Source organism: Suttonella indologenes (genome assembly GCF_900460215.1).
In the GTDB taxonomy this organism is placed as follows: Bacteria; Pseudomonadota; Gammaproteobacteria; order Cardiobacteriales; family Cardiobacteriaceae; genus Suttonella; species Suttonella indologenes.
Window position 1 is genome coordinate 700,786 of sequence record NZ_UHIA01000004.1, and the last position, 22,479, is coordinate 723,264.

Sequence of the window (22,479 nt, forward strand, 5' to 3'; positions counted from 1 at the left end):
CCTGATTTAGAAATTGAAGTTAAAGCCGAGCCAGAAGGTACGTTCGGGGGCGGCGACGGCGATTGGCCTTTGCGCGGCAACGTGCGGTTGCTCGTTAAAGGCGTAATATTGGCGGTCAAAGAGGTTGTTTACGCCGGCGCTGAGGGCAAAGCGGTCGTTCCATTGCAGTCCGCCGTAGAGGTTTACCGCAGCATAGCTTTGATAATGCTTGGGATTGTCAAAGCCAAGACCTGCGGCGCGATTGCTGTCCAGACGCTTGCTTTTATGGGCATAATGCAGGTTTGCGCCGAGGTTGTAGCTGCCGAAGGCGGTGTAATCCCGCCAATCAAGGGCGACATCGGTTGTAAGTGGGCGTACATTGTAGAGCGGACGTTTGTCGCTGTCGTTTTCGCCGTATTGGTAGCGGATTTTGGCGCGCGCAGCGAGATTGTGGCTAAAGCTCTTGGCGGCTTCAAGTTCCGCGCCGATGAGGGTGGCATCGACATTGCGGCTGATGATATTGCCATTTAGCGGCATAGCCGGACGGCGGATGCGGTCTAGGGTGATGAAATTATTGACTTTGTCATAGTCTATACTGGCTTTGATTTGCCAAGCCTCTGCCGCGTCGCCGCCGGCAATTTTGCCGTAATCGCGCCAAGCGCTGCCCTGCCATTGTCCGCTAAGGCTTAGGCGGTTATGGCGTTCCGGTTCAAGGAAGGGATTGCCAATCCAGCCGAGACCATTTTGTCCGACAAGAGCATGAAAACGTTCGGTATTGTCAGGTTGACGAATCAGACTGTCCAGTGCTATGCGGTATTTATGCTGTTCGTTCGGCGCAAATTCATAAGCTACCGCGACGCCGACGCCGTCGGTCGTGAGTTTGTCATCTACGCGCTTGCCGTAATGCATAAACCAGACATTATTTGGCGCGGGTGTTGCCGTAGCGGTATTTCGCGCTCTGGGATCGGCAGTTAAATGATCGTAGCTGATACCGGCGCTTAGGCGATGTTCAGGCGCGATTTGCCAGATATGGTCGTAGAAAATATGGAAGCGTTCGCTGTGTACGTCTGGAAAGCGGAAGGCGTTGCGCAGCGCTGCGCCCATCGGATTGATGAGAAAACGTTCGGCTTGATGTTCGTCATGCTCGTATTTCAGACCGAATTGTGAGCGGTGTTCGTCGTATTGCAGGCGGTAGTCGGCATCAAGGAATAAGCGTTGGCGGTCGATTTCCATTTTGATGCGCTGATTGGGGTTTGCCGGCGTTCGCAAGTCGAAATTGCTGGCGGAACGCGCCAAATCCACATGGCGGATATTGAAATTAAAGGTATTGCTTTGGTCTTGCGCACCGATTTTTGCGCCGGCAGTGAAAACTCTACGACGCGTGTCGAGCGCATCTATATTATGCTGAGGTTGTTTGTCATCACGGATATTGTCGCGGATAGCGCCAAGGCGGTATTCTTGATTGCTGTCGGGTACGAAGCCGAACATCAGCATTTGTCCGTCACGTTTATAGCCGGCATTGACGGAATTGCCGTTGCCGTCTTGATAATCTTTGAGTTCTTGGCGGTATGCCTGCGCGACCACATAGGCATTGGCGCCGCGTTGGCGGTATAGCATTCTTTGCGTATTGCCATGCGCGCTTACACTTGCGGCGGTATGGAAAGGCCGCTCAATATTGCCGGCGACGTCTTGCGCCACGCCGACATGGCTCCAAGCAGGCAGATAGTCGAATTGCAATTCCTGTGGTTGAAGGAAATCCGTCTGCGGCGTGATAATCGGCGGCGGGGCAAAGCTAAGCTGCATGCCGTATTGCTCTGCGCTGGCAAGGTTTAAGGCTTCTTCCGCCATGGCAGCGGATACCGCTAGCAGCGGTAAATAAGTAAGTAAACGCATAGTCTCTCCTTGAAATTGTTTATCAAATGATAAACATTCTGTTTAATATTCGCATGATTTATATCAAGTCCGAGCATAATTTTTTCTATCTATTTAAAAATAAAAATGATTTTTAAAGACAAAATGGTCAGCGGCAAAGAAATGAAAAATGTAAAAATTTGTTGTTATTTGGGCTTTACAGCATCGGGGATTTGGCATATAGTGTGCGCATGGTGCTGCTGTTAGGCGCGTGTTTCCAAAGACCCCTTGACCCTAATTGCATTTTGCCTGGGAGTTAGACGCAGTCGGGCGAGCAAGCCTGCCTCGAGCAGGAAGCCCAAAGATGAGCAGAGACACCCACTTGAACCTCCTCGGTTCAAGGGCATATGGTAAGAACGGCCATAACGGTTGCACCTCCTAATTCTTAAAGCCACTTGATACGACAAGTGGCTTTTTTATTGCACGCTTGCTTTGCTGCGGCAGCAGGCGGCGTATTATAGTCTCTTCAGATTAAAATGATACGCCTTAAAACAACATATTGAAATATTTTTCAATATGTTGAAAATTTTAATTGTCTCATTTTAATCTGAAGAAACTATAACACCTTGATTGGGAGGAAAAATGGAAAAGCGGAGATTGGGAAAGACCGATATCGAAGTCAGCGTAATTTGCTTAGGCACGATGACTTGGGGCGAGCAAAATACTTTGGTGCAGGCGCATGAACAATTGGACTATGCCTTGGCGCATGGGGTGAATTTTATTGATACCGCCGAAATGTATCCGGTGCCGCCGCGCGAGCAAACTTATGCCAGTACGGAAGAAATCATCGGTCATTGGCTGAAAAAACGCGGCAAGCGCGATGATATTGTCTTAGCCAGCAAGGCGGCCGGTCCTGCGCGCGGCAATGACAATCAAAACTATATCCGCGGCGGTGCGAATTTCAGCAAAGCGCAATTGCATGAGGCTTGTAATGCCAGTTTAAAGCGTTTGCAAACTGATTATTTGGATTTGTATCAATTGCATTGGCCGGAGCGTCCGACAAATTGCTTCGGGCGTTTGGATTTTGATGCCGTGCAAGATACGGGAAAGGAAACGCCTTTTGTGGAAGTTTTGGAAACCTTGCAGGAGTTGCAGCAAGCCGGAAAAATCCGCCATATCGGTTTGTCGAACGAGACGCCTTGGGGATTGATGCAGTATTTGCGTTTGCATGAGAATCAGGGCTTGCCGCCGGTGGTAAGCGTGCAAAATCCCTATAATTTGCTCAATCGCAGCTATGAAGTGGGTTTGGCGGAAATGTCTATCCGCGAGCAGGCGGGTTTATTGGCGTATTCGCCTTTGGCATTCGGTGTGTTATCGGGAAAATATCGCCACGGCGCTAAGCCGGAGGGTGCGCGTTTGACGCAGTTTGATCGCTTTGTGCGCTATACCAAACCGCAGGCTTTTGCAGCGGTGGAACGCTATGCCGCTATTGCCGAAGCGGCAGGATTGAGCTTGGCTACGATGGCATTGGCTTTTGTCAATCAGCGTCAATTTGTAAGTAGCAATATCATTGGCGCGACCAATTTGACGCAATTGGCGGAAAATATTGCCAGCCATGAAGTGCGTTTAAGTGCCGATACTTTAGCCGCGATTGATGCGGTACATGCCGATATCAGCAATCCTTGTCCCTAAAATGCGAGGCGAAGAAATTGTTATTGATTTGCCGCATATCCGCTTGGCGGGATTGCGCTTCGGGCAGGGCAGGCATATCGTTTTCGCCCTGCACGGCTGGTTGGATAATGCCATGAGCTTTGCGCCCTTGGCGGATGCTTTGGCACAAGATGATCTGACGATTATCGCTTTAGATTTTGCCGGACACGGGCATAGCGCCCATCGCCCGCGTGCCAGCGGCTATCATTTCAGCGATTATTTGCGCGATGTGATTTTGGCGGCGGATTATCTGGGTATTCAACGTTTGGATTTGCTTTGTCATTCTATGGGCGCGGCGGTGGCGACCTTATTGGCAGGCGCTTTTCCCGAGCGCGTGGTGCGTTTGGCCTGCATCGAATTGTATGGCGTGGCGAGCGTTTCCGATGATGAACCGTTGCCGCAGCGTTTTCGCAACAATCTGATGCAATTGGATTATATGCAAAGTCGTCCCGAAAAAGTCTATCAAGATTTTGACGCCCTGATGCGGGCGCGTTTGAGCGCAGGCGAGATGCGGGCGGAAAATGCGGCTTTGCTGCTCTCGCGCAATACCAGCAAAGGCTATGAAGGCTACCGCTTTTTAAGCGATCGCCGCTTGCGCATTTGGCAGCCCAACCTATTGAGCGAGGCGCAGATGATGAGCTTTATTGAAGCGATCGAAGCCCCCGTCTTGATGATTGAAGCCGAGCAGGGCTATGCGCCGCATTGGGCGTTTTTGCCGCCGCGTTACGCCGCGACGCGTGATATTCAAGTGCAGCGTTTGACGGGTGTGCATCATGTGCATATGGATGCGCCTTTGGCGGTAGCCGCCTGTTTACGGGAATTTTGGCGCAGCCGTCCGCTAGAAATGAATATGGATAATATATGAGGCTCTAGAGTCGAGTATTCTCGCAGCGGAGAAGCATTATTGGCGATGCCTGAATATGCGCATATTGAAGTGTTTCAGATTAATGCGATTAACCCCTCATAAGCCCCAAGGCTTTCTTTTCTTGAATTTACGGATACAGTCTTTAGAGCTTAAGCATCAGCGCCTGTGAATGCTTGCAGGCTTGCGCAAGATTTGCTACTGTCAGCAGTGTAGATGGTCTGCAAACTAGATGAAAGGAGTTTTCCATGCAATTTAATATCACAGGTAAACATTTAGACATTAGTGATGCGCTGCGCGAACAAGTGGAAGCCATGCTGACGCGTTTGGAGCAGGTGAACGAACATGTCACTAGCGCCCAAGTTACCTTGCAAGTGGAAAAGCACGAAAAACTTGCCGAAGCAACGCTTCACATTGCAGGCAGCAAAGATGTGCACGGCGATGCACGGCATGAAGATATGTATCAAGCCCTGAGCCTGTTAGAGGAAAAACTGGAGCGTCAGCTGCAAAAAATCAAAAACAAAGCCGACGCGCATTAATCAAACACAGGCATACGCTTAGGCGTATGCCTTTTATTTTTTCAGAGACATCATGAGTATTCCCCATCAAGCCATTACCCTGCTCGGTCATTCGGGCATCGGCAAAACCACGCTGAGCCATTTGCTGCAACAGGCGGGTTGGTACCATTATTCGGGCGATTACCGCATTGCCACGCGCTATTTAAACGAAGCAATTAGCGATTGGCTGGCGGCTATTGCCGCGACGGTGCCGATATTTGCCGCCTTATTGGCGCGCGATGCCTTGCAAATTGGCGGAAAAGTGCGGATTGAGCAATTGGCGGTCTTATCCGCCTATATCGGTAAAATCGGGCGGCAGGGATTGCCTTATCAGGAATTTTGCGCGCGCCAGCAAGCCTTTGCGGCGGCGGAAAAGCAGGCGATGTACGATATCGAGCGTTTTATGCCCTTGGCGCGCGCGCGTCATCAAGCCGCATGGTTTATCAATGATGCCGGCGGCAGTTTGGGCGAATACGCCGCCGACGGCGCTTTGATGAATTTTATTGCCGAGCGCACTTTGCTGGTCTATCTGGATGCGGATGAGGATTTGCAGCAAGAATTGGAAGCCCGTGCGGCAAAATATCCCAAACCGATTTGCTATCATCCTGATTTTCTGGCGCAGATGGTCGAGCAATACGGCGCTAAAACAGGTATCAGGCATGCCGATGATTTTGACAGCGACGACTTTTTGCGCTTTGTCGGTCCGCAATTACTGCGCCACCGCCGCGAGAATTATCGCGCTTTAGCGGCGCAATACGGTGTTTTACTGCCGGTCAAAGCCGTTTGGGCTTGTCGCAACGCCGATGAATTTTTGGCTTTATTAAGCCGCGCTTATCAAGAACAGAGAGGATAAGATGCCATTAGTCGCGCACCGCCCCTTAGAATCTTTGCAGCGCATTCAAAAAGAAGGGCAGGAAGTCTTAGACATCCGCCGCGCGCATAGTCAGGACATCCGCGAGCTGCACATCGGTTTGCTCAACATGATGCCCGACGGCGCTTTGCAGGCGACGGAGCGGCAATTTCTGCGCCTTATCGGCAACAGCAACCGCATCGCGCAATTCTATGTGCATATTTTTACCATTGAGGGCGTGCCGCGCAGTCCGGAAATGCAGGCATATATTGAAGAAAATTATGAAAAATTTTCTGATTTGGCGGAGCAGGGCTTAGATGCTTTGATTGTCACCGGTACCAATCCCGTCCATCAGCACTTAAGCGATGAACCCTATGTGGATGAAATTCGAAAAATTTTCCGCTGGGCGGATGATAATGTAACCTCCGTGGTCTGTTCCTGCCTTGCCTCGCATGCCGCCTTTGAGATTTTTTACGGCATCAAACGCCAACCCTTGGCGCAAAAACTCTTCGGCGTTTTCGAGCATCGGGTCTTAGACAAAAAACACCCGCTTTTATCCAATATCAATACCCGTTTCGATATGCCGCATTCGCGGCGCAACGATGTCAGCGCGGCGCAAATGCAAGCGCACGGCTTGAAAGTCTTGGTGGCGGGAAAAGAAAGCGGCGTTGCCTTAGCTACTTCGCCCGACGGTTTCCGCCAAATCTATCTACAGGGGCATCCCGAATACGATGTGCAAAGTTTATTGAAAGAATATCAACGTGATGCGGTGTTATATCAGGCGGGGAAATTGTCTTATCAACCCGCCTTGCCTGCGCATTATTTCAATGAACATGCGCAGGCATTGATTGACGCCTATTTGCGCGGCGACAGCGACTTCCCCGTCGAAGCATTGACGGAAGAAATCGACATCACATGGCGCGACACCGCCAAAGGCATTTTTGCCAATTGGCTAGGTCTGATTTATGAACTGACGCATTATGATCGCCGCCTGCAATTTATGGACGGCATAGACCCAAACGATCCTTTGGCCGGCAAACGCCATGACTAATCAGGGCAAAGCATGGCTGGCGCTCATTGCCGCCTTTGGCACATGGGGATTTTTTCCGCTCTTTGTGCGCCTGATGAGTGCCATGCGCGCGGAAGAACTGCTCTATGTACGCGTCATCTTTTCCCTATTGATACTGCTGATTATTTATCTCTACCAAGGGCGGATGGCAAGCCTGCTGCGTCCGCTATGCCAAACGCGCACCTGCCTGAGCCTATTGATTACCGCCGTACTCATCGCCCTGAATTGGCTGTTTTACATTGTGGCGGTCAATAAAAACCTGACCAGCCAAGCCAGCATGGGCTATTTCATCACGCCGCTGATTAACGTGGCATTAGGTATCTGTCTTTTCGGGGAAAAATTGGACAAATGGCGCGCCTTGGCGCTTGGCTGCGCCAGCATCGGTCTGCTCTATCAAATTCTCGTCTTCGGCGAATTTCCATGGCTGGCGCTCGCCATCGGCGGCAGCTTCGGCTGCTACGGCAGTCTGCGCAAAAAATTCCAATTGCCGGCGGTGGCAGGTTTATTTGCCGAAATGCTGATTCTCAGTCCCTTCGTGCTTGCGGCTTGGCTGTGGTTGGCGGCGCAGGGGCAGGCATTCGACTATGCCGCGCAGCCGAGTATGATTATCTACTGCCTTGGGGCAGGCGTGATTACGCTGGCGCCGCTCTTGCTCTATCTCTATGCCGTGGAGCATCTACCGCTCAATGCCGTTGCCATGGCACAATATAGCACGCCCAGCCTGCAATTCTTGCTGGCGATTTTTTATTTTCATGAACCGTTCGACTGGACAAAACTCATCACTTTCCTGTTCATCTGGACAGGCTTGGGTATCTACAGTCTGCGGCTAATCTATCATTATCGGAGAAACACAGTATGAGTAAAATCCTCGTTTTAAGCCTTGTTGCCCTATCATTAGCCGCCTGCAAAGCCCCCATCACGCCCGAAGCCATCGGTGAACACAATTTATCCAAAGGACGCTGCACGGACATTCCGCTCTGCGATACCCAAGGACAATGCCGGCAAGTCAATGACGAAAGCGTCAAATACGTCTGCGACATGATCGGCGGCAGCTTTGAACCGCGCGAGCTGAAAAAGCAGCGTTGGTTGTTCTAAGCATGGCGGTGCGCAAAATTAAAAAATACCCCAACCGCCGTCTATACGACACAGGCGCAAGCGCTTATATCAAAAGCAAAGACTTGCGCGCCTTCCTGCTCGCAGGTGAAAGACTCAGCGTCATAGACGTGCAAACAGGGCGCGATATTACCCGCTCCGTGCTATTCAGCATGCTGGCGGAAGAAGCGGCGGACGAACAGGCTGCGCCCATCTTCAGCGAAGCCATGCTCAGCGAAGCCCTGCGCTTTGATGATGAACTGCTGGCGGGACTTGCCGCACAATATTTGGAAAAAAGCCTGAAACTCTTTATTCAACACCGCGACCTATTTCAAGCGCAAATGCAGAATTTTGACCTTGAAGACCCGCTCTCGACCATTGAAAAACTCGCCGTCGCGCAAGATGCTCTGCTGCAGGAAAGCGCGGCGAAAATAGCAGCGTCTTAGCGGATTGAGAGAAAGAAAAATACCTTTATCAGCAATCAACAAAATGAAAGCAAGTGCCTTAGCTGTAAATATATAGCTTCTTCAGATTAAAATGAGACAATAAAAATTTTCAACATATTGAAAAATATTTCAATATGTTGTTTTAAGGCGTATCATTTTAATCTGAAGAGACTATAGATAAGTTAGGGTGCTATTTAAAAATTATTTATTTCAAAAGGATAGAGATATGACCGAACCGAACCGAACCGAACCGAACCGAACCGAACCGAACCGAACCGAACCGAACCGAACCGAACCGAACCGAACCGAACCGAACCGAACCGAACCGAACCGAACCGAACCGAACCGAACCGAACCGAACCGAACCGAACCGAACCGAACCGAACCGAACCGAACCGAACCGAAATTATACATGGTTTGCAAAATGATTTAACTCAAAATAATATCCTAAAACTCAAGGCACTTTTCCCTGAAATATTCTGCGAAAACCAGATTGATTTTGAAAAACTCAAACTCATTTTGGGTACGGAAAACCTTTGCGACAGCAACGAACGCTATCAACTCAACTGGGCAGGCAAAACCGCCGCATACCGTGCTTTGCAAACGCCCACCTTCAACACCCTGATTCCCTGCCAAGCCGAAAGCGTGGATTTTGATGCCACGCAAAACGTGTTTATTGAAGCGGAAAACATGGAAGCCTTGAAAATCCTGCAAAAAGCCTACGCAGGCAGCGTCAAAATGATTTACATTGACCCGCCCTACAACACAGGCAAAGACAGCTTTATTTATCCCGACAAATTTTCAGAAACCCGCGATGACTACGCCAAACGCGTGGGCGACAAAGACACAGAAGGCTACCTGAAACGCGATGGGGTGTTTCAAGGCGCATTCCGATTAAACAGCAAAGACAGTGGGCATTATCACAGCAACTGGCTGAATATGATGTTGCCACGCCTGCATTTGGCGAAAACGCTGTTGCGCGAAGACGGCGTGATTTTTATCAGCATTGATGACAATGAACAGGCGCAATTGAAATTGCTGTGTGATGAAGTGTTTGGTGCGGAGAATTTTTTAGTGGAATTTATCCGCAAGACAAAAAGCGTTACTAATGTTGAAAAAACAGGAATTAACATTCAACATGAATATTTAATCTGTTATGCAAAAAATAAAGAATTTGCTTATTTGAAAGGTGAGGAAAAAGATTTTTCAAATTATCAAAATCCAGATAATGACCCAAATGGTGAATGGATTTCTGATAACCCAACTGCCCCAAGAGATGGCGACCGTTATCCGATTGTTAATCCATTTACAGGTAGGGAGGATATTCCACCAAAGGGACGCGCTTGGTTTTTTTCAAAAGAAAATTTTGAATTATGGGTTAAAACAGGAAAAATTAAATTTAAAAAAACACATTCAGAAAAAGAACGTGGTTTTATTTTGAAACGTTACAAAAATGAAATTAAAAACGCTGATGCAATGTTAGATAGTTTGTTAGTCGATAATTCATATTTAAATCAAGCTGCAACTAAGGAGCAAGTAAAGCTGTTTGAAGAAAAAGTATTTGAAAGCCCTAAGTCTGTTGCCTTATTAAACAAAATTGTGCTTTGTGCAACAAATCCAAACGACCTAATCCTAGACTTCTTTTCAGGCTCTGGCACAACTGCCCACGCGGTTATGCAACTCAATGCCGAAGACGGTGGCAATCGCCGCTACATTTGCGTGCAGTTGCCCGAAGAAACAGACGAAAAATCCGAAGCCCACAAAGCAGGTTACGCCACCATTGCCGAAATCGCCAAAGAACGCATACGCCGCGCAGGAAAACACATTTCAGGCAGCCTGAAAGAAAATCAAAACGTGGATACAGGTTTCAAAGTGTTCAAACTTGCCCAAAGCGCTTTTAAACAATGGCGGCAGCCTGAAAAATCTGATGCCGAAAGTTTGGGCGAACAATTGGCATTGTTTCAAAATGTGGTTGATGAAAACGCCAGCGTGGAAAATCTGGCGTATGAATTGGCTTTGCGTTTGGGTTTCCAATTAACGGATGAGTTTGATTTTTCAGGCAGCGTGGTTTGGTTGAACAATCAAGCAGGCACACGCAAAACCGCCCTGTTTTTGCAAACATTCAGCGATGAATTGTTGCACGCATGTTTGCAACAATCGCCACAAAAAATCTTTGCCCTAGACCGCGTTTTTCAAGGCAATGACGCACTGAAAACCAATGCCTTTTTGCAATGCCAAGACGCTGGCGTGCAATTTGAAACTTTATAGGCTGCCTGAAGGTGCTTTTTGAGTGATTTGTATTTCATTGAAATACAAATCTGTTTATAATCAAGCCGTATTTGAACCCAAACAGGAGAACATCATGAGCGGTGCATACAGTTTTCGTGTCCCAGAAGACATTAAAAATCAAGCATTTGAAGTGATTAAAAATTACGGCTTAACCCCTACCCAAGCCATCAATATGTTTTTGCGTGAAATTGCGCTTACCCACACCATTCCTTTGCGTTTGGATTATCAGCCCAAACCTGAAACCATTGCTGCAATGCAAGCCGTTAATCGGGGCGAAGTGGAAATGCTTGCTGTGGATACGGTTGATGAAGCCATTGTTTTGATGCAAAAAATGGCGCAGGAAACCAAGTGATGAGATTGGCAATCAGCAAAGAATACAAACGTGATTTACGCAAAATCGCCCCTGAAATATTAAGCAGTGCGGAATTTGCCGAAGTTTTGCATTGTTTGCACGGTGAAAAGCCTTTGCCTGCCCAATATCGCGACCACGCTTTAACGGGCAATTGGCAGGGTTTTCGCGATTGTCATATTAAAAATGATTTGGTGCTGATTTACAAAATTGAAGCAGAACAATTGATTTTGGTGCGCTTGGGGAGTCATTCAGAATTATTTGGATAAAAACCATGCAATTGAAATTTGAACATTTGGCTTATCAAAAAGATGCCATTTCCGCCATTGTGAATCTTTTTCAAGGCGAACCCAATCACACACAATCATTTGAATTAACCGCAAATGGCGGCAGCCCGATTGTGGCAAACCGTTTGGATTTAAACCACGATGAAATCCAAAAAAATTTGAAAGCGGTGCAAAATCGTTTCAGGCAGCCTGAAACCCAATTGGGGCAATACGGCTTGAATTTTACCGTTGAAATGGAAACGGGGACAGGCAAAACCTATGTCTATTTGCGGACGATTTTTGAATTGAATCAGCAATATGGTTGGCGTAAATTTGTGATTGTCGTGCCGAGCGTGGCGATTCGTGAAGGCGTGTTGCAAAGCATACGCGCCACCAAAACGCATTTTGAAACCGAGTTTAACAAACCCATTGTTCATGCCGATATTTACCGCAGTGAGCGTTTGAATGCTTTACGCCATTTTGCTCAAAGTTCGCATATTGAAATTTTGATTATGAATATTGATGCGTTTAAAAAAGAAGACAATGTGATTAAGCGCATGAATGAAAGTGGCGAAATACCGATTCAAAACATCAGCCAAACACGCCCGATTGTGTTGATTGATGAGCCGCAAAATATGGAAACGGATTTGGCAAAACAGGCAATTGATGCGCTCAATCCTTTGTTTGTGTTGCGTTATTCTGCCACCCACAAACAGCCGTATCACAAAGTATTCAGTTTAAATCCGATTGAAGCCTACAATCAGAAATTGGTCAAACAAATTGAAGTGAAATCGGTTTTGGCAAAAAACGATGTCAATGGTGCGTATGTGGCGTTGAAAGAATTTGTATCGGGCAAACGCAAATTGACCGCCAAAGTGGAAATCTATTTTCAAAATCAAAAAGAAACCAAAAAGAAAACGGTTTCGGTGGTTTCGGGCGATGATTTGTTTGTGAAATCTGGAAATCATGAAACCTATCGTTATGGCTTTATCATCAATGGGTTGGACGCTGAAAACGGCACGCTGGCATTGTCCAACGGCACGGTTTTGACTTTGGGAGAAGACCAAGATGTGATTCGTGATGAAATCATGAAAAACCAAATGGCGGCAACCATTAAAGAACATTTGCAAAAAGAAAAACGTTTAAATCCACGCGGCATTAAAGTTTTGTCTTTGTTTTTTATTGATAAAGTGGCGAATTACCGAAACGGTGGCAAATTTGCCCAATGGTTTGAAGAAATTTACCAACAAGAAGCGAGACAAAGCGCGGACGGTGTGCATGACGGCTATTTTTCGCAAGACAAAGACACAAGCGGTAAAACCAAAGCCGATGACGATACTTATGCTTTGATTATGAAAGATAAGGAAAAATTATTGTCGTTTGATTCGCCTTTGCGTTTTATTTTTTCGCATTCTGCTTTAAAAGAAGGTTGGGATAATCCGAATGTGTTTCAGATTTGTACGCTCAATGAAACCCAATCGCCGATTAAAAAACGGCAGGAAATCGGGCGCGGTTTGCGTTTGGCGGTGAATCAGCAGGGCGAACGTGTGCGTGATGACAGCGTGAATATTTTGACCGTGATTCCCAATGAAAGTTACGAAAGTTTTGCTGCCAATTTGCAACAAGAATATGAAAATGAATGCGGCATCAAATTCAGCAATGGCGGTGCGAAAAATGCCAATCAGCGCAAACGGCAAACTTTCCGCAAAGGTTTTACGCTTGACCCTGTGTTTTTGGCAATTTGGCAGAAATTGCTGCATAAAACACGCTATGCGGTGCAATTTTCGCGTGATGATTTGATTCAGGCTGCCTGTAAATTGGTGCAAAATATGCCTGCGATTCATAAGCTGCAAATTGTGGTGCAAAAAGCCAAAATCAATCAAAGCCAAACCGATGGCATTTGGGGCGAACAAACCCATGCTCAAACCGTACAAGTGGAAAATGCCGATTGGGCAATCCCTGATGTTTTATTGGCTATCCAAAAGAAAACCAAATTGACGCGCCAAAGCATTTTTGAAATTTTGCAACAATCGGGTCGGATTGGCGAGATTGCCCATAATCCGCAGCGTTTTATTGATTTGGCAAGCGAAAAGATTTTGTTGGCATTAAATGGTTTGATGGTTGAAGGGATTGAATATTTCAGGCTGCCTGAAAACAGCGATTTGGCGTATCGGCAAAGTTTGTTGCAATGGGAAAATTTGGCACAAAATGGCACGGAATTTTTCATCAATGCACATACTTTTTCCGTTCAAAATCAGGATAAAACCATTTTTGCCGATTACATCAACTTGGATTCGCAAACCGAACACGATTTTGCACGGGATTGTGAAAATCACGAAGATGTGGCTTTGTATTTCAAATTGCCCTCTTGGTTTAAAGTGCCTACGCCAATTGGCAATTACAATCCCGATTGGGCTGTGGTAATGAAAAACCGTGAGCGCGTTTATTTTGTGGCGGAAACGAAAAACACGGGCAAGGGCATTCAAGATGGTGTGGATTTAGACAAATTGTCTTTACCAGAACAGCAAAAAATTGAATGCGCCCAAACGCATTTTGATTTATTTGATGATGTGGATTATCGGGTGGTGGAGAAATTGGCGGAGTTATAAGTGTAATTCCGCCAATTTCCCTAAAATTTGAGGTAGAGTTTGCAATTAGAAAATCGCGCGCAGGATTAGGAAGCTGGTCGCGGATAGGAAAGCGGCGGAGGGTAGGGTGATAATCCATGCCAGTCCGATGGGTTTCATCAAAGCCCAGTTGGCATTACGGTTGACTAAGCCGATGCCCAGCACGGCGCCGACAAGAATGTGCGTGCTGGATACGGCGCATCGTTATCCTTCCAGCATTGTGCGGGCTTTTGTCGATTTTATCAGGGCTTAGATTCAAGCTTGAAGTGCAACGTTTAATAGATGAGGATTTTATGAAAAAATTTGTATTTACTGTGTTTGCTTCTGTTGCCGCTCTTTCTGCTCAAGCTGCGGATTATCCTGCCGAATGCCGTAAATTGATTGACCTGACTTTCGAAGCCGCCGAAGTCATGCCGGAAATGAAAGAATCTTTGGGCATGGATAAAGAAACATGATGAAAACTTCTCTCGAAGCTTGGACTCAAATGAGCGCTGCCGAGCAAGAGCAGGCACTTGCAGGTTGCAAAGTCGGCGTCGAACAAATGAAAATGATCATTGAAGCCGCTAAAGCGCAAAAATAATCGCGCAATCGCGAATAAAACCAAGACAAGCCGTCTTGGCTTTTTTATTGCCCGGTAATGCTATACTGCGCAAAAAATGAGGGAATGGTCATGAATATTACGGCACAATCGCCGGGAAAAATCATATTAAGCGGAGAACATGCGGTGGTTTACGGGCAGCCGGCGATCGTAGCGGCGGTTGCGCGTTATACCACCGTGCAATTTCATCTGCTCTCGCGCGGCAATAGTTTGCGCACCGCTTTGGCAGGCATCGCCACCGGCAGACGTACGCCGCTGAGCGCCTTGCAGAGTTTGCGCGACAAACTCGATGCGCGCTTTGAAGCCTTTGCCAAAGGCGATTTGGCGGTGAAAAACATTTTGCAGCGTCCTGATGATTTGATGCTTTACACTTTGGCACAAATTGCCGGACATTTCCTGCCCACGCGCGACGGAGAAGGGCGCCTGCGTGCCGGACAATTGCATACCCGCTCGGATTTGCCTTTGGGTGCCGGCATGGGCTCTTCGGCGGCGATTATCGCCGCGACGATGGTCTTGTACGAGCATTTGCTCAATCAACCGCAGAGCTTGGCAGAACGCTTTGCACGGATTCGCTTTTGCGAACGTTTGCAGCATGGCAAAGGCAGCGCGATTGATGCGGCGGCGGTTACTTACGGCGGCGTGCAGCTTCTGGCCAATCAAGAACCGCAGCCTTTGGATGTGTCGCTAAAGGATTGTTACTGGCTGCTGACGGGGATTCCGCAAAGCAGCACCGGCGAGTGCGTGGCGGCGGTACGGGAACAGTTCGGCAAAGACGAGGCCTTGTGGCAGGCTTTCGGCGCTTGCAGCGCCGCCTTGCAGACGGGATTGCAGCATCAGGATACGCAGGCGATTACCGCCGCCATCGACGACAATCAATCTTTATTGCACAGAATCGGCATTGTGCCGCCGACCAGCCAAGCCATTATCGCTGCGATAAAGAATAGCGGCGGGGCGGCAAAAATCAGCGGTGCCGGCAGTATTCGCGGCAATGCCGGTGGAATGTTGCTGATTTATCATCAAGACGAGGCGGCATTGCGCACCCTGTTGGAAAAAGACTATCCGCAATTGTCTTGGGGGCGTTTGCAGGTGGCGGTAGAAGGTGCGGCGATCGTTTCACCGCATAGTTAATAAATAGGGGCTTTATGCTCGGTTGTTATCACCACTATAGTCGAAGAATTGAAAAAGTATAGTCAATTCATGGCAAAATTAATCATTTTTCAATCGGGTAGGTCGGATACTTGTATCCGACATTACTTAAAATATAAATTTGTCGGATTCAAGAATCCGACCTACTTCTTTATAAATTAGTAGTTTAGGTTCTTATTCCCAACATAATTTGTCATGCGAGTACTTTCTGGCATAAACGCCTAAGCTAAGGTTAAAAATATAATGTTCATATTTGTCATGAATCAATATATTAGGATATTGCTGCGCCTTGCCCTACGCTCTGTACTGTCTGCGGCTCGCCGCCTTGTACTACTTTTCCACTTCTCCAGCTATATCGATTTTATCCAGACGATAACCCAGTTCGCGCACGGTGCTAATCGGCAAATCATAGCCTTGGTCTTCAAAGGCTTTGCGCAGCCGGCGCACGGATACGTCCACCGCGCGGTCGGCGATTTCGCCGTCATCGCCCCATGCCTGATCAAGCAGCTGTTCGCGCGAGAGCACTTTGCCGCTGTGTTTCATGAGGCAGCGCAGCAGGGCAAATTCGCGGCAGTGCAGGAGAATGGGGTTTGTTGATAAAAGACTTGATTGCTGCTTAAATCCATGCTCAAGGGCGGATAATGCAGTTCTTGGTTGTGTTCTTCTTCACCGCTGCGTCGTAGCAGGGCTTTTAAGCGCGCCTGTAATTCCGCGACGGAAAAGGGTTTGATCAGATAATCGTCCACCTCTGTTTCCAATCCTTTGGTGATGTCGGTTTCGCTGCTGCGTGCGGTGAGCATCAGAATCGGCAGGTGACGGTAGCGCGCATCGCGGCGCAGCATCGCGAGCAGCTGAACGCCGTTGCCGTCGGGCAAGCATCCAATCCAAGATAATGATGTGCGGTATTTCTGCGCGTAAGGCGGCTTCGGCGGCGCGCAGCGTATCGACTGCGTGAATCTCATATTGCGTCTCAAGGGCAAAGCGCAGTAATTGCACGATGGAACTTTCGTCTTCAATAATTAAGAGGCGTTTTTTGCTCATGAGCGCGATTGAAAGATGTGCTGGCGGTAATGTTTGAGTTCGGCAATCGATTCTTGAATATCGGCTAAAGCCTGATGCGTGTTGCGTTTGTGGTATTGATGTTGCGGATACCAACGCGCCGCCAGCTCTTTAATCGTCGAAACGTCCAAATTGCGGTAGTGAAAGAATTTTTCCAGCTTCGGCATATGGCGGGCAAGAAAACGGCGGTCTTGGCAGATGCTGTTGCCGCACATCGGCGATTTGCCGGCTTGAAGATATTGGCTTAAAAATTCAAGAGTTTGCTTCTCCGCCTCCGCCATATCGATTCGGCTGGCTTTAACGCGCTCAATCAAGCCCGAAGCGCCGTGATGGCGGCGGTTCCAATCGTCTAAATGATCCATAATGGCATCGCTTTGATGGATGGCAATCACCGGTCCTTCGGCGAGAATATTCAGTTCGGCATCGGTGACAATGGTCGCGATTTCAATGATTTCATCACGCTGCGGGTCCAGCCCCGTCATTTCCAAATCAATCCAAATGAGGCGTCCGTATTCGGTTTTCATATGCTATTTTCTATGTGTATCGAAAAGGGCAGTGTATCACGCGCCTATTGCCGGCGGCGGTTTTTCTCTCTTGAATTTACAATCCAAGATAAAAAACATTAAGCGATGAAGAAAAGGAACAAAAATCCCTGCGAAAACAAATTCAAGATAAACTGATTAAATTGCCACACGCATTCCGATTTTTATGTATTTATCAGATTATCGGGAACATAGTTTAAAAGACGTGATTCAGGAATTGGAGCCGGATTTATTTACTAAGGTAACAGGTTTATCACAGGCGGATTTTTCTTTGCTTGTGTCATTAAATGTGTTTGATGAAGCGGTGATGAATGATGCGGTGTATAAATTTAAGCGTTATGAAGATGCCAGTCTTGAATATGCAGGGATTGATAAAAAAGAGGGTTATATAGGCTTATATAATACGGTAATTATAAAAAAACCATAGTGTTAATATTTATTTCTCCGATTATAAAGTTTGCCTAAGTTATTATTACTGTGATGAAGAAGGAAAATAAATAAGCGCCGCTAGGGCGCTTATCGTTTTATTTGCCTGTTTCGCGTAGGCTGACGGTAAGGTTTAAGACCAATTTGTCCGCATTGCTGTCGGGGTCGATGGCGTAATAGCCTTGCCGTTCCAGTTGGTAACTGGTGCCGATATCCGCTCTTGTCGCGGGTTCGGCTTTGGCATGATCCAGCACTTGCAGGGAGTTGGGGTTCAGCGTGTCGAGGAAGTTTTCCGCCGCCATCGGATTGGCTTGATTGAATAAGAGCCCGTAATGGCGGACTTCGGCATCGACGGCATGCGGGGCGGAGACCCAATGAATCACGCCGTTGGCTTTGTAGCCTTCAGGATTTTTGCCTAGCGTATCGGGGTCATGACGGCATTTGAGTTCGATGATATTGCCGGCTTCGTCTTTGATAACTTCTTCACAGGTGATGACGTAAGAACCGCGCAGGCGCACGCTTTCGCCCAAGGCAAGGCGTTTCCATTTGGCGGGCGGATTTTCGCTGAAATCTTCCGCTTCAATGTAAAGCGTGTTGGAGAAGGGAACTTCGCGTTCGCCCATTTCGGGATTTTGCGGATGGTTGGGCAGGCGGTAGATTTCTTCATGTCCTTCGGGGAGGCTAGTAATGCTGAGTTTGATCGGATTGAGCACGACCATGCGGCGCGCGGCTTCGGTGTTAAGCGTGTCGCGGATGACGTTTTCAAAATAGCTGATTTCGATGGTGCCGTCGGCTTTGCTGATGCCAATTTTTTCGCAGAAGCGGCGCAGCCCCGAAGCCGGGATGCCGCGGCGACGCAGTCCGGCAATGGTGGGCATACGCGGATCGTCCCAACCGTTGACGTGGTTTTCCTGTACTAATTGTATGAGGCGGCGTTTGGACAGGACGGTGTATTCCATGTTTAAACGTGCAAATTCGATTTGCTGCGGATGGCAGGGGGTTTCCAGCGTGCTGAGCACCCAGTCGTAGAGCGGTCGGTGGTCTTCAAATTCCAAGGTGCAGAGGCTGTGCGTGATGCCTTCGATCATATCCGAGAGACAGTGGGTGTAGTCGTACATGGGATAGACTTTCCAATCGTCGCCGGCATGGAAGTGGGCGGCATGGCGGATGCGGTAAATCACAGGGTCGCGCATGTTGATATTGGGCGATGCCATATTGATTTTGGCACGCAGAACATGGCTGCCGTCGGGGTGTTTGCCGGCGACCATTTCGTCGAATAGTTGACGGTTTTCTTCGGGGCTGCGGTCGCGGTAGGGGCTGTTGGTGCCGGGCTCGGTTAAGGTGCCGCGGTTGGCACGGATTTCTTCGCTGCTTTGCGAGTCCACATAGGCAGCGCCTTGGTCGATGAGTTGGTAGGCGTATTCGAGTAGTTCGGGGAAGTAGTCCGAGGCATGGCGGAGTTTGTGCCATTCAAAGCCGAGCCAATGTACGTCTTTTTTAATCGAGTCCATGTATTCGGCGTTTTCTTTTTCAGGATTGGTGTCGTCGAAGCGCAAATTGCAGCTGCCGCCGAATTCATTTGCCATGCCGAAATTCAGGCAGATGGATTTGACGTGTCCAAGGTGTAAATAGCCATTAGGTTCGGGCGGAAAGCGCGTGCAGACTTTGCCGTCGTTTTTGCCTGCCGCAAGGTCATTAGCAATGATATTGCGGATAAAATTCGCCGCTGGTATTTCGCTCATAATATTCTCTTTTTGCCTGATAGACTGCTAAAATGCCGCATTTTAGCAGATTGGAAAAGCCTATGCGCATTCGCTCTTCATTCTTTTTCCTGTCCTTGGGCTTGGCAAGCTTATGGCTTTGTGCCTGCAGCAGTTCGGCGCCTTCATCATCCGCACACATGCAGACGGTACCTTATTCTGCGCAATATTATGTTTTGGCTAGCCATGCGGACAGACGTTTTCATAATGAAAGCCAACCGGCGGTGCATTTGCAGGACAGCGCCTGCGATTTGCTGGCGCAGCGCCCCCATTGGCGGGGGGCTTTGCAGGATGTGAAGTTGCGTTGGAATATGGAGCCGGCGTTTATTCTGGCGTTTTTGCATCAGGAGTCGCGTTTTAATCCGACGGCGCTGAGCTCGTCTTTTGCCTACGGCTATGCGCAGATTAAAGATGACAGTTGGGATTGGTATTTGCTCAAAACGCAGAATAAGGGCGGCGGTCGCGAACGTTTTGACGATGCGGTGGATTTTATCGGTTTTTATGCCAATCAAAATGTGAAGCGCAACCGTGTTCAATTAAATGACGTGAAAAACCAATATCTTGCCTATCATGAAGGCATGGGCGGTTTTGAATCGGGCAGTTATCTGGCAAAGCCTTGGCTGCTGACGGTTTCGGATAAGGTCAGGGATCGCGCCACCTTTTATCAGGCGCAATTGTTGGAATGTCCGATTTGATTTGGCAGATGCCGCAGGATAATGCGGCGATTCGGGCGGCTTTTGCGGCGGGCTGGGCTTTTGCTTATCCGACAGAAGCGGTTTGGGGTATCGGTGCCAATCCTGCCGACGAGGCGGCGGTGCAGGCGGTGATTGCCTTGAAAGCGCGTCCTGCGGAAAAAGGCTTGATTATGGTGGCGGCGGATTGGTCGCAGTTGAACGGCTGGATTACGCCTTTAGCAGCTAACGAGATTGTGGCGATGCAGGACTTGCAGCACGAACGCGCCACGACTTTCGTAGTAAAAGCAGGACATAAAACGGCAGCAGCGGTCTGCGATGCGGCGACAGGACGGGTGGCGGTGCGGATCTCTCATCATCAGACGGTGCAGGCATTGTGCCGCTTGCTGGGACAGCCTTTATTATCGACATCCGCCAATCCGGCAGGACAGACGGCGGCCTTGGATTTGGCGCAGGTGCGCCGTTATTTTCCGGATTTGCCCTGTGTGATGGGCGAGGTGGAGGGCGCGAAGCGTCCGAGCAGAATTATAGATTGGCAAACAAAAGCGATATTGAGGGAATAATGAAAATCGGTATTTTAGGCGGCGGACAGTTAGGGCGGATGTTTTTGCAGGAAGCGGCGAATTATCCGTTGCAAGTCAAAATATTGGATCCTGATCCGCAGGCGCCTTGCGCGCATTTGTGCGATGAATTCGTCTGCGGGGATTTTAATGATGAGGCGACGGTTTTTGCTTTCGGGCAGGACTGCGATGCAATCGGCATCGAGATTGAGCATGTCAATGTCGCGGCGCTGAAACGTTTGCAGGCGCAGGGCAAAAGGATTATACCCGAGCCGGCGGTGCTGGAAATCATTCAAGACAAGGGGCGGCAGAAAGCCTTTTATGCCGAGCACGGCATTCCTACTGCGCCGTTTTATCTTGCCGCCAATGCCGCGGATATTGATACACAGGCATTGCCCTTTGTGCAGAAAACGCGTACCGGCGGCTATGACGGCAAGGGCGTGCAAATCATCAGAAATGCGGCGGATGTGGCGCAATTATGGGATGTGCCGAGTGTGATTGAAAGCTTGTGCCCGATTGCCAAGGAAATCGCCTTGATTTTTGTCGCTGATGGCAAGGGCGATGTGCGCACTTATCCGGCGGCGGAAATGGTTTTTGATCCCGTGCTGAATTTGGTGGACGTGGTGCAGATGCCGGCAGAAATCAGCTCCGAGATTGCGGCGCAAGTCGATAAGATTTGCCGACAATTGGCGGCGGCCTTTGCCGGTGCGGGTGTCTTTGCGGTGGAAATGTTTGTTACACAGAGCGGCGAGGTCTGGGTCAATGAAACCGCTTGCCGCGTGCATAACAGCGGGCATCCCAGTATCGAGGCTTGCCCCAGTTCGCAGTTCGACCAAATGCTGCGCCTATTGGCGAATTATCCTTTGGGCAGCACGCAATTATTATCCGCCGCCGCCATGATTAATCTGATTGGCGCGGAAGGTGAGCAAGGCGCGGCGGAAATGCGCGATTTGCCCGCCTTATTGGCGCAAGAGCAGGTGTATTTGCATTGGTACGGCAAACATCAGGTGCGTTCGGGGCGCAAAATGGGGCATATTACCCTGACTGCGTCCGATACGGCGGCGCTGAAGGCGAAAATCGCAGCGCTTAAACAAGAGATTCATTTAGAGATTACGGCGAAAAAATGACAGAAAAAACATCAGCGAAAATCGGCATCATTATGGGCAGCGACAGCGATTTGCCGATTATGCAGGCGGCGGCGCAAGTGATTGCGGAATTTAATGTTGCGGCGGAATTGACCATCGTCTCCGCCCATCGCACCCCGGAGCGGCTTTTGCAATACGGCAAAATGGCGCATTTGCGCGGTTTGGAAGTCATCATCGCCGGCGCCGGCGGCGCGGCGCATTTGCCGGGCATGGTGGCTTCGCTGACGCCGCTGCCGGTCATCGGCGTGCCGATTTTATCGAGCAATTCGATTGACGGCTGGGATTCGGTTCTCTCGATTTTGCAAATGCCTGTCGGCGTGCCTGTGGCAACGGTGGCATTAAACGGCGCAAAAAATGCCGGCTTGCTGGCGCTGCGTATTTTAGCGGCAAGCAATGAGAACATTCGCGAGCAAATGCTGTCTTATCAAGAAGAAATGGCGCAATCTGTTTTGACGAAAGCGGAGCAGCTGCGGCATCTGTATCCCTGCGAATTTAAGCCTGAATAAGCTAGAGATAAGGCGTGTTCGGGCTTTTATGCCCGACAGCCATTTTTGTGTTTTGCTTCGGTCTTAGGTTTGAAAAATCTTCATCATCAGCCTAAGTC

At 48.8% G+C, this 22,479-nt stretch carries 25 protein-coding genes, 1 other RNA gene and 2 pseudogenes; 21 read left to right on the top strand and 7 right to left on the bottom strand.

Annotated features, from left to right (window positions below; translation table 11 throughout):
* Window positions 1-6: 6 nt before the first annotated feature.
* Window positions 7-1,872: a TonB-dependent receptor domain-containing protein gene (locus DYC63_RS07450; RefSeq protein ID WP_115218647.1), complete on the bottom strand. Its 1,866-nt coding sequence runs from the start codon at window positions 1,870-1,872 to the stop codon at window positions 7-9.
* 212 nt (window positions 1,873-2,084) lie between these two features.
* On the opposite strand from DYC63_RS07450, the gene ssrS reads away from it, so the two are divergent.
* The 13 genes from ssrS (at window position 2,085) to DYC63_RS07520 (ending at window position 13,929) form a co-directional block, all read left to right on the top strand.
* Window positions 2,085-2,266: non-coding RNA, 6S RNA (gene ssrS / locus DYC63_RS07455), on the top strand.
* 206 nt (window positions 2,267-2,472) lie between these two features.
* Entirely contained in the window at window positions 2,473-3,522 is a 1,050-nt protein-coding gene (locus DYC63_RS07460; RefSeq protein WP_115218648.1) for an NADP(H)-dependent aldo-keto reductase, read from the top strand.
* A 1-nt stretch (window position 3,523) separates the two neighbouring features.
* Entirely contained in the window at window positions 3,524-4,405 is an 882-nt protein-coding gene (locus DYC63_RS07465) for an alpha/beta fold hydrolase (RefSeq protein WP_115218649.1), read from the top strand.
* A gap of 245 nt (window positions 4,406-4,650) precedes the next feature.
* Entirely contained in the window at window positions 4,651-4,941 is a 291-nt protein-coding gene (gene hpf / locus DYC63_RS07470; protein ID WP_115218650.1) for a ribosome hibernation-promoting factor, HPF/YfiA family, read from the top strand.
* A gap of 52 nt (window positions 4,942-4,993) precedes the next feature.
* Window positions 4,994-5,812, top strand: a complete 819-nt coding sequence (locus tag DYC63_RS07475; RefSeq protein ID WP_115218651.1) for an ATP-binding protein — start codon at window positions 4,994-4,996, stop codon at window positions 5,810-5,812.
* Window position 5,813: 1 nt separating this feature from the next.
* Complete coding sequence (gene metA, locus DYC63_RS07480) at window positions 5,814-6,860, top strand: homoserine O-succinyltransferase MetA (RefSeq protein ID WP_115218652.1); 1,047 nt, start codon at window positions 5,814-5,816, stop codon at window positions 6,858-6,860.
* Window positions 6,853-7,737: an EamA family transporter RarD gene (gene rarD / locus DYC63_RS07485; RefSeq protein ID WP_115218653.1), complete on the top strand. Its 885-nt coding sequence runs from the start codon at window positions 6,853-6,855 to the stop codon at window positions 7,735-7,737. Before metA ends, rarD begins: the two co-directional genes overlap by 8 nt.
* Window positions 7,734-7,973: a hypothetical protein gene (locus tag DYC63_RS07490; RefSeq protein ID WP_115218654.1), complete on the top strand. Its 240-nt coding sequence runs from the start codon at window positions 7,734-7,736 to the stop codon at window positions 7,971-7,973. Before rarD ends, DYC63_RS07490 begins: the two co-directional genes overlap by 4 nt.
* Window positions 7,974-7,975: 2 nt before the next feature.
* The gene (locus DYC63_RS07495; RefSeq protein ID WP_115218655.1) at window positions 7,976-8,416 is read left to right on the top strand and encodes a polyhydroxyalkanoate synthesis regulator DNA-binding domain-containing protein; all 441 of its coding nucleotides are present in this window, start codon (window positions 7,976-7,978) and stop codon (window positions 8,414-8,416) included.
* A 408-nt stretch (window positions 8,417-8,824) separates the two neighbouring features.
* Entirely contained in the window at window positions 8,825-10,684 is a 1,860-nt protein-coding gene (locus tag DYC63_RS07505; protein WP_425452133.1) for a site-specific DNA-methyltransferase, read from the top strand.
* Window positions 10,685-10,778: 94 nt separating this feature from the next.
* Complete coding sequence (locus DYC63_RS07510) at window positions 10,779-11,057, top strand: type II toxin-antitoxin system RelB/DinJ family antitoxin (RefSeq protein ID WP_115218657.1); 279 nt, start codon at window positions 10,779-10,781, stop codon at window positions 11,055-11,057.
* Complete coding sequence (locus DYC63_RS07515) at window positions 11,057-11,323, top strand: type II toxin-antitoxin system RelE/ParE family toxin (protein ID WP_072281006.1); 267 nt, start codon at window positions 11,057-11,059, stop codon at window positions 11,321-11,323. The genes DYC63_RS07510 and DYC63_RS07515 overlap by 1 nt, the downstream gene beginning before the upstream one ends.
* Before the next feature lie 5 nt (window positions 11,324-11,328).
* Window positions 11,329-13,929 (top strand): restriction endonuclease, encoded by a 2,601-nt coding sequence (locus tag DYC63_RS07520; protein WP_115218658.1) that lies wholly within the window; start codon window positions 11,329-11,331, stop codon window positions 13,927-13,929.
* 45 nt (window positions 13,930-13,974) lie between these two features.
* On the opposite strand, the pseudogene DYC63_RS07525 reads toward DYC63_RS07520, so the two are convergent.
* Window positions 13,975-14,142: pseudogene (locus DYC63_RS07525) on the bottom strand (inorganic phosphate transporter); the annotation flags it as partial.
* Window positions 14,143-14,240: 98 nt separating this feature from the next.
* Between DYC63_RS07525 and DYC63_RS12650 the strand changes: the two are divergent.
* The 3 genes from DYC63_RS12650 (at window position 14,241) to DYC63_RS07530 (ending at window position 15,673) form a co-directional block, all read left to right on the top strand.
* Window positions 14,241-14,402 (top strand): hypothetical protein, encoded by a 162-nt coding sequence (locus DYC63_RS12650; protein WP_172459454.1) that lies wholly within the window; start codon window positions 14,241-14,243, stop codon window positions 14,400-14,402.
* A complete protein-coding gene (locus DYC63_RS13375; protein ID WP_281267768.1) occupies window positions 14,402-14,527 on the top strand; it encodes a hypothetical protein in 126 nt (41 codons plus the stop codon). Before DYC63_RS12650 ends, DYC63_RS13375 begins: the two co-directional genes overlap by 1 nt.
* A 90-nt stretch (window positions 14,528-14,617) precedes the next feature.
* Window positions 14,618-15,673 (top strand): mevalonate kinase family protein, encoded by a 1,056-nt coding sequence (locus DYC63_RS07530; protein WP_115218659.1) that lies wholly within the window; start codon window positions 14,618-14,620, stop codon window positions 15,671-15,673.
* Window positions 15,674-16,021: 348 nt separating this feature from the next.
* Here DYC63_RS07530 and DYC63_RS07535 read toward each other — a convergent pair whose 3' ends face one another.
* From DYC63_RS07535 to orn, 3 genes are all read right to left on the bottom strand, one after another.
* Entirely contained in the window at window positions 16,022-16,234 is a 213-nt protein-coding gene (locus DYC63_RS07535) for a winged helix-turn-helix domain-containing protein (protein WP_115218660.1), read from the bottom strand.
* Complete coding sequence (locus DYC63_RS07540) at window positions 16,231-16,653, bottom strand: response regulator (RefSeq protein ID WP_115218661.1); 423 nt, start codon at window positions 16,651-16,653, stop codon at window positions 16,231-16,233. The genes DYC63_RS07535 and DYC63_RS07540 overlap by 4 nt, the downstream gene beginning before the upstream one ends.
* Window positions 16,654-16,728: 75 nt before the next feature.
* Window positions 16,729-17,274, bottom strand: coding sequence for an oligoribonuclease (gene orn / locus DYC63_RS07550; protein WP_115218662.1), 546 nt, complete (start codon window positions 17,272-17,274; stop codon window positions 16,729-16,731).
* 92 nt (window positions 17,275-17,366) lie between these two features.
* On the opposite strand from orn, the pseudogene DYC63_RS07555 reads away from it, so the two are divergent.
* Window positions 17,367-17,719, top strand: a pseudogene (locus DYC63_RS07555) (restriction endonuclease); the annotation flags it as partial.
* 97 nt (window positions 17,720-17,816) lie between these two features.
* On the opposite strand, the gene DYC63_RS07560 reads toward DYC63_RS07555, so the two are convergent.
* Window positions 17,817-19,460, bottom strand: a complete 1,644-nt coding sequence (locus DYC63_RS07560; RefSeq protein WP_115218663.1) for a glutamine--tRNA ligase/YqeY domain fusion protein — start codon at window positions 19,458-19,460, stop codon at window positions 17,817-17,819.
* Window positions 19,414-19,620, bottom strand: a complete 207-nt coding sequence (locus DYC63_RS12655; protein WP_172459455.1) for a hypothetical protein — start codon at window positions 19,618-19,620, stop codon at window positions 19,414-19,416. The genes DYC63_RS07560 and DYC63_RS12655 overlap by 47 nt, the downstream gene beginning before the upstream one ends.
* On the opposite strand from DYC63_RS12655, the gene DYC63_RS07565 reads away from it, so the two are divergent.
* From DYC63_RS07565 to purE, 4 genes are read left to right on the top strand one after another with little or no spacing between them, the layout of a single operon-like run.
* Window positions 19,619-20,173: a transglycosylase SLT domain-containing protein gene (locus DYC63_RS07565; protein WP_115219490.1), complete on the top strand. Its 555-nt coding sequence runs from the start codon at window positions 19,619-19,621 to the stop codon at window positions 20,171-20,173. The genes DYC63_RS12655 and DYC63_RS07565 overlap by 2 nt on opposite strands.
* On the top strand, window positions 20,161-20,733 hold the full coding sequence (locus DYC63_RS07570; RefSeq protein ID WP_115218664.1) for an L-threonylcarbamoyladenylate synthase: 573 nt from the start codon (window positions 20,161-20,163) through the stop codon (window positions 20,731-20,733). Before DYC63_RS07565 ends, DYC63_RS07570 begins: the two co-directional genes overlap by 13 nt.
* Window positions 20,733-21,857: a 5-(carboxyamino)imidazole ribonucleotide synthase gene (locus DYC63_RS07575; protein ID WP_115218665.1), complete on the top strand. Its 1,125-nt coding sequence runs from the start codon at window positions 20,733-20,735 to the stop codon at window positions 21,855-21,857. Before DYC63_RS07570 ends, DYC63_RS07575 begins: the two co-directional genes overlap by 1 nt.
* Window positions 21,854-22,381, top strand: coding sequence for a 5-(carboxyamino)imidazole ribonucleotide mutase (gene purE / locus DYC63_RS07580; RefSeq protein ID WP_115218666.1), 528 nt, complete (start codon window positions 21,854-21,856; stop codon window positions 22,379-22,381). The genes DYC63_RS07575 and purE overlap by 4 nt, the downstream gene beginning before the upstream one ends.
* Window positions 22,382-22,479: the final 98 nt, after the last annotated feature.

Coding starts and splice junctions, on each gene's coding strand:
- DYC63_RS07450 (WP_115218647.1), bottom strand. CDS start 1,872: ATGCGTTTACTTACTTATTTACCGCTGCTAGCGGTATCCGCTGCCATG.
- DYC63_RS07460 (WP_115218648.1), top strand. CDS start 2,473: ATGGAAAAGCGGAGATTGGGAAAGACCGATATCGAAGTCAGCGTAATT.
- DYC63_RS07465 (WP_115218649.1), top strand. CDS start 3,524: ATGCGAGGCGAAGAAATTGTTATTGATTTGCCGCATATCCGCTTGGCG.
- hpf (WP_115218650.1), top strand. CDS start 4,651: ATGCAATTTAATATCACAGGTAAACATTTAGACATTAGTGATGCGCTG.
- DYC63_RS07475 (WP_115218651.1), top strand. CDS start 4,994: ATGAGTATTCCCCATCAAGCCATTACCCTGCTCGGTCATTCGGGCATC.
- metA (WP_115218652.1), top strand. CDS start 5,814: ATGCCATTAGTCGCGCACCGCCCCTTAGAATCTTTGCAGCGCATTCAA.
- rarD (WP_115218653.1), top strand. CDS start 6,853: ATGACTAATCAGGGCAAAGCATGGCTGGCGCTCATTGCCGCCTTTGGC.
- DYC63_RS07490 (WP_115218654.1), top strand. CDS start 7,734: ATGAGTAAAATCCTCGTTTTAAGCCTTGTTGCCCTATCATTAGCCGCC.
- DYC63_RS07495 (WP_115218655.1), top strand. CDS start 7,976: ATGGCGGTGCGCAAAATTAAAAAATACCCCAACCGCCGTCTATACGAC.
- DYC63_RS07510 (WP_115218657.1), top strand. CDS start 10,779: ATGAGCGGTGCATACAGTTTTCGTGTCCCAGAAGACATTAAAAATCAA.
- DYC63_RS07515 (WP_072281006.1), top strand. CDS start 11,057: ATGAGATTGGCAATCAGCAAAGAATACAAACGTGATTTACGCAAAATC.
- DYC63_RS07520 (WP_115218658.1), top strand. CDS start 11,329: ATGCAATTGAAATTTGAACATTTGGCTTATCAAAAAGATGCCATTTCC.
- DYC63_RS12650 (WP_172459454.1), top strand. CDS start 14,241: ATGAAAAAATTTGTATTTACTGTGTTTGCTTCTGTTGCCGCTCTTTCT.
- DYC63_RS13375 (WP_281267768.1), top strand. CDS start 14,402: ATGAAAACTTCTCTCGAAGCTTGGACTCAAATGAGCGCTGCCGAGCAA.
- DYC63_RS07530 (WP_115218659.1), top strand. CDS start 14,618: ATGAATATTACGGCACAATCGCCGGGAAAAATCATATTAAGCGGAGAA.
- DYC63_RS07535 (WP_115218660.1), bottom strand. CDS start 16,234: ATGAAACACAGCGGCAAAGTGCTCTCGCGCGAACAGCTGCTTGATCAG.
- DYC63_RS07540 (WP_115218661.1), bottom strand. CDS start 16,653: ATGAGATTCACGCAGTCGATACGCTGCGCGCCGCCGAAGCCGCCTTAC.
- orn (WP_115218662.1), bottom strand. CDS start 17,274: ATGAAAACCGAATACGGACGCCTCATTTGGATTGATTTGGAAATGACG.
- DYC63_RS07560 (WP_115218663.1), bottom strand. CDS start 19,460: ATGAGCGAAATACCAGCGGCGAATTTTATCCGCAATATCATTGCTAAT.
- DYC63_RS07565 (WP_115219490.1), top strand. CDS start 19,619: ATGCAGACGGTACCTTATTCTGCGCAATATTATGTTTTGGCTAGCCAT.
- DYC63_RS12655 (WP_172459455.1), bottom strand. CDS start 19,620: ATGTGTGCGGATGATGAAGGCGCCGAACTGCTGCAGGCACAAAGCCAT.
- DYC63_RS07570 (WP_115218664.1), top strand. CDS start 20,161: ATGTCCGATTTGATTTGGCAGATGCCGCAGGATAATGCGGCGATTCGG.
- DYC63_RS07575 (WP_115218665.1), top strand. CDS start 20,733: ATGAAAATCGGTATTTTAGGCGGCGGACAGTTAGGGCGGATGTTTTTG.
- purE (WP_115218666.1), top strand. CDS start 21,854: ATGACAGAAAAAACATCAGCGAAAATCGGCATCATTATGGGCAGCGAC.